The following is a 16194-nucleotide window of genomic DNA, read 5'->3' on the forward strand; positions in this document are numbered from 1 at the left end:
CGTATAAACATCGAGTTGCCCCAGCCTACATTATAATGAACATATATTTTGGTATTTCCAGTAGGAGTGCCATCTCCTCCACCATCACCATCACCTCCGTCACTATTACCGTTATATAAGGCAACAATGGCTCCTCCTTGTACATTTCCGGTAAGTCTTCCTCCAGAAACATTAAAAGAACCATAATTACCGGAGCTTAAATTTGTTGGACTGTCAACATAGTAATCACCACCCAAGTTGATTATAGCAGAACCTTTATTTCCCCTATCGACTATGAGTGTTTCTTTTCTTGGATACCTTAGGTATTCTCCTTGGCCGACCATGGCATTATGAAAATGATTAATCGTGGAAATATCAGGATCTCTCCATACATCCTCAGAACCTGGTCTATCTAGTAAACGAGGAGTTACTCCAGCTCTTGCTGCGGCAATAGCATATCCCATTTTTCGTTGCCATGGATTTAAGGATCTTGCGCCATCATCATTATGTTCGAAATCATCATGGTTTTCAACATAAACTAATGCTCTATCAGGGCTTATAGTATGATCACCATGCCAAATGTTTTGAATATTAGTGACATCATAATTTCGTACCGCACTGCGTAAAGTTCTACCATATCCATGTGCCGTGATGTCATAGTATCTCATATAATATTCATCATTATCCGCCTGGTCAGGAAGCACTTCTCCAAAAAGATATAAATTACCAGAGTTATGTAATTGTCCTAAAACATTTTCCCAATAGTTTCCTCGCCAATTTCCATCTTCTCCTCCACTTGTTTCCATATGCTTAGCGGCGTCAAAACGGAAGCCATCAGCACCTGCGTTGATACATTTATTCAAAAAATTAACATGTAATTGCTGAACTTCATGGCTTTGAGTATTCCAATCAGGAAGTCCTAAAAGATCTTGTTGGGTCAATTGCCAACGATTTTGATAATTGTTAATAGTTCCTTTCCAATGGTAATATTCACCTCGTTTTAGAGCAGGATCTAATTCATCAGCCCAATTGTTAGGCGTGCCATTATCGCCAACATGGTTCAAAACTGCGTCAACAATAATTTTTACACCGTGGTTTTCGGCTGTTTGACACAAGCTTCTAAAATCAGCTTCAGAACCTAAAACGATATTCCCTATGTTTAAATCGCATGGTTGATATAATATCCACCATGGAGAACTTCCTTTGGTTTTATTCACTGGTGAGACCTGAACAGAATTAAATCCTGCTGCGGCAATATCAGGAATAGCATTTTCTATGCCACGAAAGGGCCAAGTATGCGCATGTAACATTGCACCTTGTTCTGCGCTATTGGGTAAAGAAGACTTTGTATTAAAATTAGTTTCAGATGTAATCGAATTCTGATCTGGAAAAGTATCCAATTCTTCTTTTTGACAAGAAAATAAGAATAAGATCAAAAGCAATAATAAGTAAGTGTGTGTGACTTTTTTCATTGTATGACATATTTAAAATATTGGTTACAATAGATAAAGTGCTCGAGCTGGATATCAAACATCATTTTCAAAACTATCATTACGAAAAAAACAAAACTCAAACGTTTTCGATTACAAAATAAATAATAAATGAATTCATATTTTACATATATAATAACTCAAACGTTTTCGTGTTGATAATTTATTTGAACTTATACAGAAACAGTAAAAACTATAGGGGATACCTGTATGTGTTAAGGGGAATTTTCAAATTTTTAGTTTGTTCAAAGTCTTTTCAATTTTTTGAAAATCAATTAAATAATGTTCTTTACCAAGTAAGTAGATAACGAAACCGAATCAAATAAAATTGATTTGAGAAGTATATAAAATTTTGGATGTATACAATAAGAAAGCCCTATTATTTCTAATAAGCATAGAAATAATAGGGTTTGTTTATCCTTTAAATGAAATAGTTTTAATTTTTATTATTTACATAATTCATTAGATCAACATCATTTCCTAATAAGACATCATTAGAGTTGATACGTCCTTCTAAGCTATCATTTTCAAGTTTTAATACTCCTCGTGGACATACTGCAGAACAAATTCCACATCCTACACAACTAGATCGAACAATGTTTTCACCTTTCTGAGCATACGCACGAACATCTATTCCTTGTTCACAATAGGTTGAACAGTTTCCACAAGAAATACATTGACCACCATTAGTAGTGATTCTAAATTTAGAAAAGAGACGTTGTTGAATTCCCATAATCCCTGCCATAGGGCATCCCATACGACACCATATTCTATTACCCAGAATTGGATAAAAACCTGTTCCGATAACGCCAGAGAAAATAGATCCAATACCAAAACCATAGAAACTTCGTAAACCATCAGCAAGTCCATATTCTTTAGTGTTTAGGCCAAAAGACAAATAACTTGCGTTAATTTTTATGTTATTGATATCCACAAAAGCTAATAATACAAAGAACCCTAATGTAATAACCAATGATGCTGTCGCTCCAATAAATGCGTCGCTTTTTAATTGATCTCGCTTCCAGTATGCTACTACAGCAAATACGATAACTAAGAAAGCTCCAGATGATATAAGAAAGGTGTTTTTTGTAAACCAATATTTAGTACTATCATATCCAAGATATGTAGAGATTACAGCCGTTGTAAAAATCACTGCAAATACAAGTACGGCATTAATTAACCAACGTTCAATTTTCCAAGCCTTAACACTTTTATCAGATAGTTGACGAAACGCATCACCAGCAGTTTCTGCCAATCCACCACAACCACAAACCCAGGAACAATACCATCTTTTTCCGTATTTGTACGTAAGCCATGGAGAAATTACAAAAACCATTAGAATGGCAAGTATTAAAAAGAACAGTCCGATAGTTTGTGCATTAATAAACTGATCCACTCTCCATTGATCAAAGGCATAATAATTTAATGGCCACATTAATTTTATGTCATTATAGGGTAAGGAGAAATCATCAGAATTTAAACGAGCCATTAATTCTGGTATTACAAAAGCGAAAGCTGTTTGGAAAAACATAACACTAACTGTACGTAATTGTTCGTAGCGATTGTGCTTGTATTTCATCATAAATTTGATGCCAAAGGCAATGATGGCAATCGTGTATAATGTTCCATATACAAACCATTCACTCGCTTTATCATTCTTTAATGCGTAACTTAAAGGGTCAAATAAACCAATCAATCCTGTATTGGCGCCATCGACACCTTGTCCGAGACCCAAAAGTTCTGCATAAAAGTATAGTACTATATAAAAGCCAGTTAAGAATACTCCAGCAATCCAAGCTAGAACACCACGAGAGGACATGGATTTAAACCATACACCATCATTTTTTATTCCTTCCAATTTTTTATCATAAGCTCCTTTGGAAAAAACAATAATCCCTGTTGTTAGAGCAACTAATGATACTGTTAACCATAATGCTTGATTTGGAAGATTAACGTTGAATGTTGCTAATAATAAAATTAGAAGTCCAGACATTCCGATAAGAACACCTATCTTTTGTATTGTATTTAGGCTTTTAGGAGGTTGTCCTGTTAATGCCATATTTCTTTCTACTGCCATGATTTATGCGTTTACGGTTTGTTGTTGTTGAAAAGCGGTTAAAATTTCTTTTTCGAAATGCTTATAAAATTCAGGGTCAAAATTTGCCTCAGGAAGGTGTTTCATTACATAGTCTACATCCTGTTTTTCTGTTAGCCATCGATCAAATACTTCATGGCGCATTCTAATACCAAAAGTGTTAATTCCTAAAAATTCTCTTGTTTCTTTATGGTAAGATACAGTTACGCATTTGGTATCATCTTCGTGTATCCAGTGAAATTGTGCTTCATAATCTTTAGGTCTACCAAATACCCAACCGTAGGTCTGATACTCGATATCTAAAAATTTTGCGCTGTTAAACCAGTGTCCTGGTTTATATTCTAATTTATTACCACATATGGTTTGAGCAACGGTTTCTCCCATCATTCTACCTGTATACCATACAGCTTCGATAGGTCTTCTGTTTCCAATTGCTTCATGTTGTTCTGCACAATCTCCTATCGCATATACGTTAGGAACACTGGTTTCTAGAAAACGATTCACTTTTACACCTCTGCCTAATTCTATACCAGAATCTTTTAGAAAGTCAATGTTTGGAGATACACCAGCGGTTAGACCTACCACATCACATTCAATTTCCTCTCCAGTTTCTTGTATTACAATGGATTTTACTTTTCCGTTATCATCTGCTTTAATCTCTTTTAGATTTACTCCTAAACGAAGGTCGATATGATGATTCTTAATATGTCGGTTGATCATTCCACTTTCTCCAGCGGGAAGTACACCATTCCAAAAACTATCTTCTCTAACTAAAAATGTCACAGGAATACCTCTTGAATTCAACATTTCTGCTAATTCGATCCCAATAAGTCCTCCACCAACTATAACAGCTCGTTTACAAACTTTTTTATTAGGAGCATATTTTTCGAGGTTTTCAAGATCTTGTTTATGATACATTCCCATAACGCCATCTAGATCTTGACCAGGCCATCCAAATTTATTTGGTTTGGAGCCTGTGGCTATGATAAGCTTATCGTATTGCAGATTTTCTCCGTTTTCAAAAATTAATTGATTTTTTTCATGATCTACTTTCGAAACGAATCCTTTCTTTAGCTCTATTCTGTTTTTTTTCCAGAACCAATTTTCATAAGGTTGGGTATGTTCGAATTTCATATGTCCCATGTATATATACATAAGGGCTGTACGGGAAAAAAAATAATCAGTTTCGCCAGAGATAAGGGTAATCTTTTTATCGGATATTTTTCGGATATGCCTTGCAGCGGTTACCCCAGAAATTCCGTTGCCGATTATTGCAATATGTTCCATAGAGTTTTATGTTAGTTGATTTTCAATTTTAGTTCTTAAAATGAAGCTTCTGTGCGTAAGTCGTTTATAAATATAAGAACTTAAAGAGCTTCAATAATTTAGAATTAATCTAAAAAACCATGAATTTGTAAGTTATAAATAGAAATTCGAACAGTCATTCTTTAACTAATCCATTGAAGTTTTCCTGAAAAACAATTTCAAAATAATTTGTAAGTAGCTGTTAAGCGCTTCGACTCAATGCCCGTTACCAAGGTAAACTAAAACTTAAATGTAAAACACCACTTCGTCTTTGAGGAGTAAAAATAAAAAGTCATGAAAAAAATAATATATGTACTAACATTCTTAACTGTAGCTTTTGGTTTTTCACAAAGTACAGCAGATTTTTTTAAGCAATCCGATGCTTTTTTTAAGAAACACGTATCTAACGGTAGAGTTGATTATAAAACCATTAAAAACAATCCTGAAACATTAAACAAGTTGCTTGATATGGCAGCTACAATTAGTGTATCCAAAAGTAATGCTAAAACTTTTCAAGCATTTTATATAAATGGGTATAACCTTTCCGTTATCAAAGGGATTGTAAATAATTTTCCAACAAAGTCTCCATTAAAGATTAAGGGATTCTTTGATAAAACCAAATATAAATTAGCTGGTAAGGAAACCACGCTAAATGACTTAGAGAATAAAATACTACGTAAGAATTTTCCAAAAGAAGCACGTTTCCATTTTGCATTAGTTTGTGCTGGATTAGGTTGTCCTCCAATAATATCAGAAGCGTATACACCAGCTTTATTAGATAAACAATTACAACGTCAGACTACGATAGCATTAAACAATCCGAACTTTATAAAAGTAAAAGGAAAAAAAGTACAGCTTTCTCAAATTTTTGAATGGTATAAAGGTGATTTTACGCAAAATGGATCTGAAATCGATTATGTGAATCAGTTCAGAAAAGAAAAAATTCCTTCGAATGCAAGAATCTCTTATTATCCTTATAACTGGTCTTTGAACATCATTAAATAACAAATCATAATATAAAGGTTAACATCTAATAATAACCTAAACTAATTTTTAATAACCTATTGTAATCATGAAATTTACTAAAAACATTATAACTGCTTTTTGCCTTTTACTAACTGTTTCTTTTGCTTTTGCACAAGATGATGATGATCAAGGTTCAGTTATTCAAACATTAACACCTTCTAAATTAATTGGAAAAGGTCAATACGATATTAAATGGTTTAATAACTTATATACAGAAACAAAAGATCTTTTTGGACCTAATGGAGATGAAAGAGATATTCCTAGAAATACTTTCTTTACAAGTACTTTAGAAGCATATACAGGAATTGGAAATAATAAAAGATGGAATATTGGAGCGATTTTAGAGTTTAGATCTAATGCCGTTGGAGGAAGAGATGCTTTAGATGTTTTTAAGTTTGATGGTGAAAGAGGTTCTGCAAGATCAGGATTGACTTCTATCGCTCCGTCTGTAAAATTTGTACCATTTAAAAATGTAAATAACTTTTCTATTCAAAGTTCATTTTTCATTCCACTAGTTGATAATGAAACGGAAGATGGTGTTTTTCTTGATCAGAATGGATTTATTTGGCAAAATCGTTTCTTTTATGATTATACATTTCCTGGAAACAAATTTCAGATTTTCGGAGAGTTAAATTCCGAACTAAATTTTGGAGATGAAGAAGATAGTTTTGCAAACGATAGTTTACGTTTGACACCAGGAATATTTTTTAGTTATTTCCCAAGTTCTAAATTTACAGTGTTAGCATTGGCACAACATTCAGAGTTGATCGATTTAGGGAATGATTTTGATCAGAACTTTACTGCTTTAGGTGGTGGTGCTAAATATCAATTAACAAAAGAATTGAATATAGAAGCTTTATATACAAACTTTGTTCGAGGAGATAGAACAGGATTAGGAGAAACTTTTAACATTGGATTAAGAGCTGTTTTCTAAGATAATATTGTATTTTCAGCGGTATAAAAAATAGATATGAAGCATCTTTTTATACCGTTGATTTTCGTTTTTTTTTGTAGTTGTTCTGGACAGCAGCCAAAGATTAATGGAATTAGCTTTGTAGCCTCACCTGATCAAATTGATGAAACACATATTACTCCTGTAGTAAATGTAAATGCAAATTGGGCAGCGGTGATGCCCTTTGGATTTGTAAAAAATTTAAAAGAACCAACAGTAGTTTTTAATATAGAACGACAATGGTGGGGAGAAAGAGCAGATGGTGCAAAACGTACTATTGAATTACTAAATCAACGAGGAATTAAAGTAATGCTAAAACCTCAGATTTGGGTATGGAGAGGAGAGTTTACAGGTAATATTGCTATGGATTCTGAAGAAGACTGGAAAACATTGCAGAAATCCTATGAAGAGTTTATCATGCTATATGCTAAACTAGCAGAAGAGCTTCAAGTTCCTGTATTATGTATTGGAACTGAATTGCACAGTTTCGTTCAAAAAAGACCAGAGTATTGGAATCAATTGATTCAAAAAATAAAAAAGGAATATACTGGAAAGTTGACTTATGCTGAGAATTGGGATCAGTTTGCTAAAGTACCTTTTTGGAATCAATTGGATTATATTGGAATAGATGCATATTTTCCTGTTTCTGAAAGTAAAACACCAACTATAGAAGAACTAAGAAAAGGTTGGCAGGTTCACAAAAAGAAGATAGGAAATATACAAGCTACGGTAGAAAAACCTGTATTATTTACAGAGTATGGATATAGAAGTGTATACTATACAGGGAAAGAGCCTTGGGATTCTAATAGAGTACAAGGAAATGTAGATCTACAGGGTCAGAATAATGCATTGACAGCATTGTATGAAGAGTTTTGGAAAGAACCTTGGTTTGCTGGAGGTTTTTTATGGAAATGGTATCACAATCATGAAAAAGTTGGAGGTGAAGAGAATAACAGATTTACCATACAAAACAAACCATCAGAAAAATTAATTCAAGAGTTATATAAAGATGAGTAAAGTCAATTATATCGTATGTGTTCTATGTTGCATATTATGCGGCTGCAACAGTGATGAAAATACGATAGAATTGAATAGCTCTTTATCCGAATTAGTAGACTCCAATGAAATAGAAATAGACAATGTTATTGCATGTGCCTCTGGATCAGCCTCTGATGATGATGTTATTATTGCATATGTATATCCAAGACCTGGAGCAACTGATATTAGATATTATGAAACGTCTGGTATCGATGTAGATAAAAACGATTATAACAGTTATCAGAGGATACTCATAGAGTCAACTGATTTTTTTAATGGATATCTTCGAAAATTTACCAGAAATGTCGATGAAGAGAAATGGGTGATCATCACCTTTTTTGAAGAAGGAAAGTTGCATTTATCCAATCCAATTCGATTAAAGCATAAAACAAGCCCCACAGAATTTACCGATCAGGTAAATATTGATTTTACAACTGCAAATATGCCTGTTTTTACTTGGCAAGATGGAATGTTTGATGATAATGCAATCTACTTTCAAGTAGTTTCAGATATTGATAATGAATTGTTATCGGGAACTTATACCTTTGAGAAACAATTTCAGTATTACAAAACCGAAAATGTAGTATTGAATATTACCATGGGAATACCACCACAATTGGATACAATGAGTTCATATAACTTTACACTTATGGGAGTTAGTGAGGACAATTGGGTGAACCTATTGATTCAAAAAGAGTTTCAACCTTAATTTATTTTAGATATTCTTGTAAGATCATAGCATATTTTGCGTCTACGCTGATAAAAAATGTTATGAAGAACATCTTAATAGCACTGATTTTCTTTGCGTATTGTGGAAGTTTTTCTCAAGAAACCATTGTATCCGAATTACAAATTACGGGTCTAAAAAGGACCAAAGAATCTTTTATTAGAAAACTGGTAAAAGTAAAACCAGGAGCGGCCTATGATTCTTTAAGAGTAGCAACGGATATCGAGAGACTAAAGAGACTTCCAGGAGTGGCAAATGCTGAAGTTATAGTAGAAAAAAAACAAGATTCAGGCTATCAAATTACCTATGCCATTGAGGAAAATTTTACCATTATTCCTGGTTTAAGTATTGCCACCGATAACAATGGAGAATTTGCTTATCGAGTTTCATTGTTTGAATTTAACTTATTTGGAAGAAATCAGATATTCGGAGGGTTTTATCAGCGTGATGTTTTTGATTCCTATGGAGGTTATTGGGAAGCACCTTATCTATTTACCAATAAATTTGGGATTGGTATTAACTATAAAAATCTAGTGTCTCAAGAACCAATTTTTCTGGAAAATAATAATACGATTAATTATAAATTCGATACTAGAGCTTTTGAATTGAACTTTTTGTATGAGTTTGACTTTCATAACCGAGCTGAGGTTGGAGTAAATATTTCCAAAGAAGAATATGACTTTATAGAAGGAGATTTGCCTTCTGAAATACCTACAAGTCTTTCAGCTAATAAAATAGCATATCGCGGAGAGTACGAATATAATGATATTGATATCGATTATCAATACGTTTCAGGTTTTAGAAGCTTGTTGGATTTTCGATTTGTAACTGGTGGAGAAGGTTTGCTGGATGACTTTTTTATAGGAAGAAATGACTTTGAATATTTTAAAAGAGTTGGTAAACGCGGAAACTGGGCGAGTCGTTTAAGATTGGCATATGCATCTAATGATGATACCCCATTTGCCCCATTTGCAGTAGATAACCAACTAAACATTAGAGGAGCAGGAAATACTATTGATAGAGGAACTGCAGCTATGGTATTGAATACAGAATATAGACATACCTTATATGAAAAAGGTTGGTTTGTAGTGCAAAGTAATGTTTTTATTGATACTGGAACTTGGAGAAATCCAGGAGGAGAACTTGTAGAACTGGTAGATGGTAGTACATTACGATTTTATCCTGGTGCAGGAATAAGACTCATACATAAAAGAATTTTTAACGCAGTTTTTAGATTGGATTACGGTTACGGAATTGGAAATGATGCAACCAATGGAATTACCTTTGGAATTGGTCAATATTTTTGATTTGCAGTGTAATAAGACGTACCTTTGTTAGAAAATTGCTTCAAATAGTTACAACTAAATGCGAATAAGACTTACCACTGTCTTCATAACCTTTTGTTTTTGTTGTTTAGGCTACGCTCAAGAAAATGTGATTTCTGAAATTGTTATTCAGGGAAATAAAAAAACGAAAACAAGAGCCATTGCAAAATTGAATTCGATTCGAGAAGGTGATGTATTGGATTCAATTCAAATAGAAGAAGATATCAAACGATTAAAACGTTTGCCAAGTATTGCACACGCTTATTATCAGGTGCATAAACAAGAAAACGGTTACAAGGTTGTTTATGGAGTAGAAGAGAATTTTACGATCATCCCGAGTGCTAATGTATATACAACTAACAACGATGAGTTTGCGTTTAGAGTAGGATTGTATGAATTCAATTTATTTGGTCAAAATGTAGCGTTAGGAGGATTTTATCAAGATGATATTTATAGTTCTTTTGGGGTGAATATAAGAGCCCCCTTTTTATTTAGTAAAAAGTTTGGATTAGCGTTTAATTATCAAAGTCTTACTACTCAAGAACCAGTTTTTTTAGATAACGGTACTGCAGATTATAAATACAACAATACTTCATATGAACTATTAGGATTATACCAGTTTAATTTTCAAAATAGAATAGAATTAGGTGTCAACTATTTTAATGAAGATTATACATATCGAACAGGAGCCACTGCACCAGATGTTCCTTTGGATTTTGATGTGAATAAATTGTTGTTTAAAGGTATTTATGAATATAATAACTTGGATTTTTATTTTCAATACGTATCTGGATTTAGAAGCATTGCAAATTTCCAATATGTGATTAGTACAGAAGATGTGCTGCCTGATTTTTTAATAGGTTGGAATGATTTTATGTACTACCACAGAATTGGAAAAAAAGGAAATTGGGCGTCGAGATTACGCGTAGGATTGGCTAGCAATGATGAATCTCCTTTTGCTCCATTTGCGGTAGATAATAATTTGAATATTAGAGGAGTTGGGAATACCATCGATAGAGGTACAGGAGTAATAGTTCTGAATACTGAGTACAGACACACATTAGTGGATAAAGACTGGTTTGTACTACAAAGTAATGTATTTGTTGATGGAGGAAGCTGGCGAAATCCAGGAGGAGACTTTGGAGATTTTGGCGATACCCAAAACTTTAGAGTATATCCTGGTGTTGGATTACGTTTTATTCATAAGCGAATTTTTAATGCAATTTTTAGAATCGATTATGGATATGGAGTTACAGAAGAAGCTACTAATGGTTTCGTATTCGGAATAGGTCAATATTTCTAGAAGAATAAACTATATGATGTTAAATACACGTTAATTTTAAACCGAACGTTTGGTAAAAAACTTAAATGAATTATTTTTGTGCTGTTATGAGACCAGTAAAAGTAGATGATCAACAGTTAATTGAAGGCCTTAATCAAGTATTTAGGACAAAAGGATATGAAGGTGCTAGTTTAAATGAATTAGCAGAAGGTGCGGGTTTAAAGAAAGCAAGTTTGTATCACCGATTCCCTGAAGGGAAGAAACAAATTGGTTTAGCCGTTTTATCATATTCTTCAGATTGGTTAACTAATAATCTTTATACGGTACTTTTAGATAGATCGAAAGGACCAAAAGAAAGATTGGAAATAGTATTGCAAAAAATTAGTGAATTGTATGATGAAGGAAAAGAAACCTGTGTACTAAGATCATTGTCGATGGAGGGCGGAATGGAAATTTTTGGAGAAAAGATAAAGTCCGAAATGAAGTCTTGGATTCAACATTTTACGGATTTTGGTTTAGAATTTGGGCTAGATGAGAAAATATCTTTAAAAATTGCAAAGCAGGGCCTTATTAGTGTTCAAGGAAGTTTAGTGGTTTCTAATGCAATGTCTGATAATTCATTGTTTTTAGATACTTTAGAAGAAATAAGAAAATACTATATGGACTAACATATTTTTTTAAATAATCATTATACCGAACGTTCGGTAATAAATAAAAATCATCATGGAAAAGAAGTATCCCTTACCTCCTTTTACAGAGGAGACAGCAAAACAGAAAGTACAAATGGCAGAAGACGCCTGGAACTCAAAAGACCCAATTAAAATATCTAAAGCGTATAGCGAAGATACCAAGTGGAGAAATCGTAATCAATTTATTAATGGAAGAAAAGAAGTACAAGATTTTCTAACCGATAAATGGGAAAAAGAACAGGAATACAAATTAAAAAAAGAGTTGTGGGCTTTTACAGAGAATAGGATTGCTGTACGATTCGAATATGAGTATAAAAATGATCAAGAGCAGTGGTTTCGAGCTTACGGTAATGAAAATTGGGAATTTGATGAAAATGGTTTTATGAAAAAGAGATACGCTAGCATCAATGATCTAGAAATAACAGCATCTGAAAGAAAACTATAATCTAATTTAAATAAATACACAAAATGAAAAATCAAATAACAAAACATCTAGTTTTAATGCTAATGATCGCCATTAGTAGTAGTGTACTAGCATTCGATCTAACCTATGTCGATACTAATTACACGGTAATTGAATCTAATAGTGTGAAATATAAAAAAGTTACTGTAGATGGAGTACAAGTAGCCTATCGAGAAGCGGGTAATCCAAAAAATCCAGCAGTGGTATTATTACATGGTTTTCCTGCTTCTTCTCATCAGTATCGAAAGGTATTAAACCAATTATCAGATGAGTTCTATTTGATAGCACCTGATTATCCTGGATTTGGTAATAGCGATTTCCCTAGTGAAAGAGATTATGAATATACATTTGATAACATAGCAAATACTATTAATACTTTTCTAGAAAAGTTAGAAATTACATCGTATGCATTAATGATTCAGGATTATGGAGCTCCGATAGGGTTTAGGATAGCAACCAAACACCCTAAAAGAGTTACAGCAATTATTAATCAAAATGGTAATGCTTATGACGAAGGCTTAGGAGAAGCTTGGAAAGATGTTAAAGCCTTTTGGGCTAATAGAAATTCAGCAACTGAAGAGGCTTTACTACCAGTATTTTCATTAGAAGGGTTGAAATGGCAATATACTCATGGAACCAGAAATCCCGAAAATGTAAACCCAGACACTTGGCATTTGGATTACTTACGATTATCAAGACCGAATGCGCATAAAGTTAATTTAGATTTGTTTTATGATTATCAAAATAATATCAAGTTATATCCAAAGTGGCAAAAGTATCTTAGAGATAATCAGCCTCCATTATTAATTGTTTGGGGTAAAAATGATGCTTTTTTTCCTGAAAGTGGAGCTAAAGCATATAAAAAGGACGTAAAAAATATTGATTATAATATTTATGATACTGGACATTTTGCTTTAGAAGAAGAGAGCGAATCCATTATCAATAAAATGAGAGCATTTTTAAATAAGGTTTTATAAATAATAGTTTTTAAAAGAACAAGGATCTAGTAATTAAAACTAGATCCTTGTTTGTTTATTATTCAAATACACCTGTAAGACACATATGTGTTTCTCTTGTTCCTAAACAACAACCATTAGGTAGTGGATATCCTCCACATTTTTGACATTCTTGTGGAGAATAAATAGGGCATTTCGCTCCGTTAATGGTTCCACCATTTATAGATCTTTGTGCCTCTTTACTAAGGGCCTGAGTGTCTTTTAAATTTAAAATGCTCTTTAACATAATTAAGGTTTTAAGAATAATATTTCCCCAAACATTTTGAGACATTTGAGGGGTATGTCTGTAAAATTCAGAACGTGAAAACGGGGAATTTATTACTTTTTAAATATTATTTATAATGTCTTTGGCATTTTCTTTTGTTTTTAAAAAAACTTCTTCATTCATAGTTGTTCCTTCTAGAGGTAGAAATGTTACATCCGTAATTCCGATGAGTCCTAGAACGGTTTGTAAATAAGGTTGTAGAAAATCTAAAGCTTTCATTTCCTGAGAGTCATATACAGCTCCTGCAGAAGTAATAATGTAGGCTTTAACACCTTCAATCATGCCATAAAAACCACCTTCTTCATTGACCCCAAAAGTACTATTGATCCTAACAATATGATCAATCCAAGCTTTTAGTGCAGATGGAATGCTGAAATTGTACATTGGTGTGCTGATTAATAATATATCTACTTCCTTTAGCTCGGCGATTAGGGTATTTGATAATTCAATCGCATTTTGTAATTCATCATTAAGCTGATCTGTTGGTGTATAAAAACCTTCAATTGTTTTTTGTTGGATATGAGGTATAGGAGTATGAATAATATCTCTTATAATTACAGAGTTTTCGGTATTTTTTTGTTCCCAATGTTTTTGAAATAAATCTGCTATTTTTCTGCTATCTGAATTCTCAATTCTAGAACTAGCATCGATTCTTAATAACTTCATTTTTTTATTTTTTAGAGTTTAAAAATTTATATATCGCACTAAAATCCAAGTCTCCATATCCTTGTTGCTTTGCTTGGGCAAATAGCTCTTTAGTACTATTTAGATTTGGTGTAGCAACACTATTTTCATATGCAGAAATACTGGATAAGTGTAGATCTTTTTGTATCCATTTTAAAGGGAAATTAGCTTCATAATTATCATGTTCCAGTTTATCACGGAGGTTCGATATCACAGGAGCTACAACAGGTGTGTTTAGAAGCACATTAAAAAGTGTTTCTTTTTCGAGTGCCATAGCTTCTCCCATAACCATTGCTTCTGCAAAAGCAACCATTGATTGTCCTAATAATTGATTGATCAACATTTTCATTGAAGCACCTTTCCCTACTTTTCCTAGATGGAGTGTCTTTTTACCCATGATGTTAAGTAGTGGTGTTATTTCATTTACGGAAGATTTATCTCCTCCAACCAGGAAAAGTAATTCGCCTTTTGCTGCTGGAGCTTTTGTTCCAGCTACGGGAGCGTCTAAATACCGAACTCTGAATTGTTTGGAGACACTATCCATTTCTTTAGTAAAGGACGGGTTTACAGTACTACAGTTCAGCCATATACTATTGTCCTTGAGTGAAGTAAGAAAACCTTGTTCTCCAATAGCTATTTCTTTTACTATTTCTGGAGTAGAAAGCATGGTAATAAGGATATCAGCTTTTTTACCTACTTCTTTGGGCGAAGCAGCCCATTCTGCACCGTTTTCCAATAAATTTTTTGCTTTTTCTTTGGTTCGGTTATATACAATGAGGTCATAACCGTTGTTTTGGAGATTGTTGGCCATTCTACTGCCCATGATACCAAGTCCTATAAATCCTATTTTTTTCATTTGTACATATTTGTTTGGTACAAATTTCTAGGAAAATAAAAGAGCTAAATTTTCCAAAAAACAAAAAATAGTGTTTTTCGGTCAAAAATTTATAAAAGTATATCTTTTCGATATTTGATTTGAAATTGTTTAGGTGAAAGACTAAACTTATTTTGAAATACTTTTATGAAATGTGAGGTATTCTCATAGCCAACTTGATGAGCAATAGCTGTTACCGAATTAGGAGTATCTTTTAATAGAAGAGCTGCTTTTTCCATACGTCTTTGAACAAGCCATTTTTTTGGAGACACTCCAAATTTGGATTTAAAATCCCTTCGAAAGGTTGAGATACTTCGACCAGTTAAATAGGCATAATCTTCTATATCTAAAGGTTTGTCATAATTATCTCCCATAAAAGTTTTAATGTCTTTTTTAGCTCTTCTTTTATGCTGTTGTAGTGTATTGACAAAGGCTTCCCCTTTACTAGAAATACTTATTAAATGTAAAAGTTCTAATAACTTGGGCTTAGTGAATTGATGCTGATTTTTATTTCTATATAGTGTAATGAGTGTATCAGTAAATAGTCTAATATTTTGATCATATTCTAAAATGATACTGCTTGATGAATTTTCAGTATCTGATATTTCGAAGTTACGTAAAAACTCATCTGTAATTTCTTCATCAAAAAAGAACACAATAGCTTCAAAAGATTCATTTTTAGGAATGATATCAGATATCATGTATAAACCTCTAGGAAGCAGTATCATTTGATTTTTATTCACAATCGAAAGATCTCCTTCTTTAGTTTCTATTCGCAATCCACCGTTTAAAACTAATGTCAAAGCATGTGAAGCTAAATAACGCTCATTTTGAAGATCTACATGTTGTACGCTTTTTAGAATGACACACGAAAGACCATTTACTAAGACTTTTTCAATCTTAGGATGTTGATAGAATGCTTGTGGAACTACTTTCATAACAAACAAAAATGGTAAGAATTTGTTGGTTTAAATACCGTTGTTT

At 32.9% G+C, this 16194-nt stretch carries 16 protein-coding genes; 9 read left to right on the forward strand and 7 right to left on the reverse strand.

The genetic code is table 11. From position 1 onward, the window contains the following. From GBO31_RS07935 to GBO31_RS07945, 3 genes are all read right to left on the reverse strand, one after another. The coding region (locus GBO31_RS07935) for an alpha-amylase family glycosyl hydrolase (protein ID WP_246615804.1) at window positions 1–1451 on the reverse strand (1451 nt) is incomplete at its 3' end. Window positions 1452–1905: 454 nt separating this feature from the next. Beyond that, window positions 1906–3546 (reverse strand): 4Fe-4S binding protein, encoded by a 1641-nt coding sequence (locus tag GBO31_RS07940; protein ID WP_219007798.1) that lies wholly within the window; start codon window positions 3544–3546, stop codon window positions 1906–1908. 3 nt (window positions 3547–3549) lie between these two features. Continuing rightward, window positions 3550–4851 (reverse strand): NAD(P)/FAD-dependent oxidoreductase, encoded by a 1302-nt coding sequence (locus GBO31_RS07945; protein WP_219007799.1) that lies wholly within the window; start codon window positions 4849–4851, stop codon window positions 3550–3552. Window positions 4852–5163: 312 nt separating this feature from the next. Between GBO31_RS07945 and GBO31_RS07950 the strand changes: the two genes are divergently transcribed. The 9 genes from GBO31_RS07950 to GBO31_RS07990 all read left to right on the forward strand — a co-directional run bounded on the left by GBO31_RS07950 (window position 5164) and on the right by GBO31_RS07990 (window position 13348). Then, window positions 5164–5874, forward strand: coding sequence for a DUF547 domain-containing protein (locus tag GBO31_RS07950; RefSeq protein ID WP_219007800.1), 711 nt, complete (start codon window positions 5164–5166; stop codon window positions 5872–5874). A gap of 67 nt (window positions 5875–5941) precedes the next feature. Beyond that, entirely contained in the window at window positions 5942–6829 is an 888-nt protein-coding gene (locus GBO31_RS07955; RefSeq protein ID WP_219007801.1) for a hypothetical protein, read from the forward strand. Between the two features lie 36 nt (window positions 6830–6865). After that, on the forward strand, window positions 6866–7864 hold the full coding sequence (locus tag GBO31_RS07960) for a glycoside hydrolase family 113 (RefSeq protein ID WP_219007802.1): 999 nt from the start codon (window positions 6866–6868) through the stop codon (window positions 7862–7864). After that, window positions 7857–8594 carry a hypothetical protein gene (locus tag GBO31_RS07965; protein WP_246615805.1) on the forward strand — a complete coding sequence of 246 codons (738 nt, stop codon included), beginning with the start codon at window positions 7857–7859 and terminating at the stop codon, window positions 8592–8594. The genes GBO31_RS07960 and GBO31_RS07965 overlap by 8 nt, the downstream gene beginning before the upstream one ends. 62 nt (window positions 8595–8656) lie before the next feature. Further along, window positions 8657–9919, forward strand: a complete 1263-nt coding sequence (locus tag GBO31_RS07970; protein ID WP_219007803.1) for a POTRA domain-containing protein — start codon at window positions 8657–8659, stop codon at window positions 9917–9919. Window positions 9920–9977: 58 nt separating this feature from the next. Continuing rightward, on the forward strand, window positions 9978–11240 hold the full coding sequence (locus tag GBO31_RS07975; RefSeq protein WP_219007804.1) for a POTRA domain-containing protein: 1263 nt from the start codon (window positions 9978–9980) through the stop codon (window positions 11238–11240). Between the two features lie 65 nt (window positions 11241–11305). Then, complete coding sequence (locus GBO31_RS07980; protein WP_219007805.1) at window positions 11306–11887, forward strand: TetR/AcrR family transcriptional regulator; 582 nt, start codon at window positions 11306–11308, stop codon at window positions 11885–11887. Window positions 11888–11942: 55 nt separating this feature from the next. Further along, window positions 11943–12353 (forward strand): nuclear transport factor 2 family protein, encoded by a 411-nt coding sequence (locus tag GBO31_RS07985; RefSeq protein ID WP_219007806.1) that lies wholly within the window; start codon window positions 11943–11945, stop codon window positions 12351–12353. Between the two features lie 23 nt (window positions 12354–12376). Next, on the forward strand, window positions 12377–13348 hold the full coding sequence (locus tag GBO31_RS07990; protein WP_246615806.1) for an alpha/beta fold hydrolase: 972 nt from the start codon (window positions 12377–12379) through the stop codon (window positions 13346–13348). A 58-nt stretch (window positions 13349–13406) separates the two neighbouring features. Here GBO31_RS07990 and GBO31_RS07995 read toward each other — a convergent pair whose 3' ends face one another. The 4 genes from GBO31_RS07995 to GBO31_RS08010 all read right to left on the reverse strand — a co-directional run bounded on the left by GBO31_RS07995 (window position 13407) and on the right by GBO31_RS08010 (window position 16148). After that, window positions 13407–13613 carry a hypothetical protein gene (locus GBO31_RS07995; protein ID WP_219007807.1) on the reverse strand — a complete coding sequence of 69 codons (207 nt, stop codon included), beginning with the start codon at window positions 13611–13613 and terminating at the stop codon, window positions 13407–13409. A 99-nt stretch (window positions 13614–13712) separates the two neighbouring features. Further along, a complete protein-coding gene (locus GBO31_RS08000) occupies window positions 13713–14318 on the reverse strand; it encodes an FMN-dependent NADH-azoreductase (RefSeq protein WP_219007808.1) in 606 nt (201 codons plus the stop codon). Between the two features lie 4 nt (window positions 14319–14322). Beyond that, the gene (locus GBO31_RS08005) at window positions 14323–15192 is read right to left on the reverse strand and encodes an NAD(P)-dependent oxidoreductase (RefSeq protein WP_219007809.1); all 870 of its coding nucleotides are present in this window, start codon (window positions 15190–15192) and stop codon (window positions 14323–14325) included. An 89-nt stretch (window positions 15193–15281) separates the two neighbouring features. Then, a complete protein-coding gene (locus GBO31_RS08010; protein WP_219007810.1) occupies window positions 15282–16148 on the reverse strand; it encodes a helix-turn-helix transcriptional regulator in 867 nt (288 codons plus the stop codon). Between the last annotated feature and the right edge of the window lie 46 nt (window positions 16149–16194).

Origin of the sequence: Aquimarina litoralis, assembly GCF_019295435.1 — a bacterium.
Taxonomy (GTDB): Bacteria; Bacteroidota; Bacteroidia; order Flavobacteriales; family Flavobacteriaceae; genus Aquimarina; species Aquimarina litoralis_A.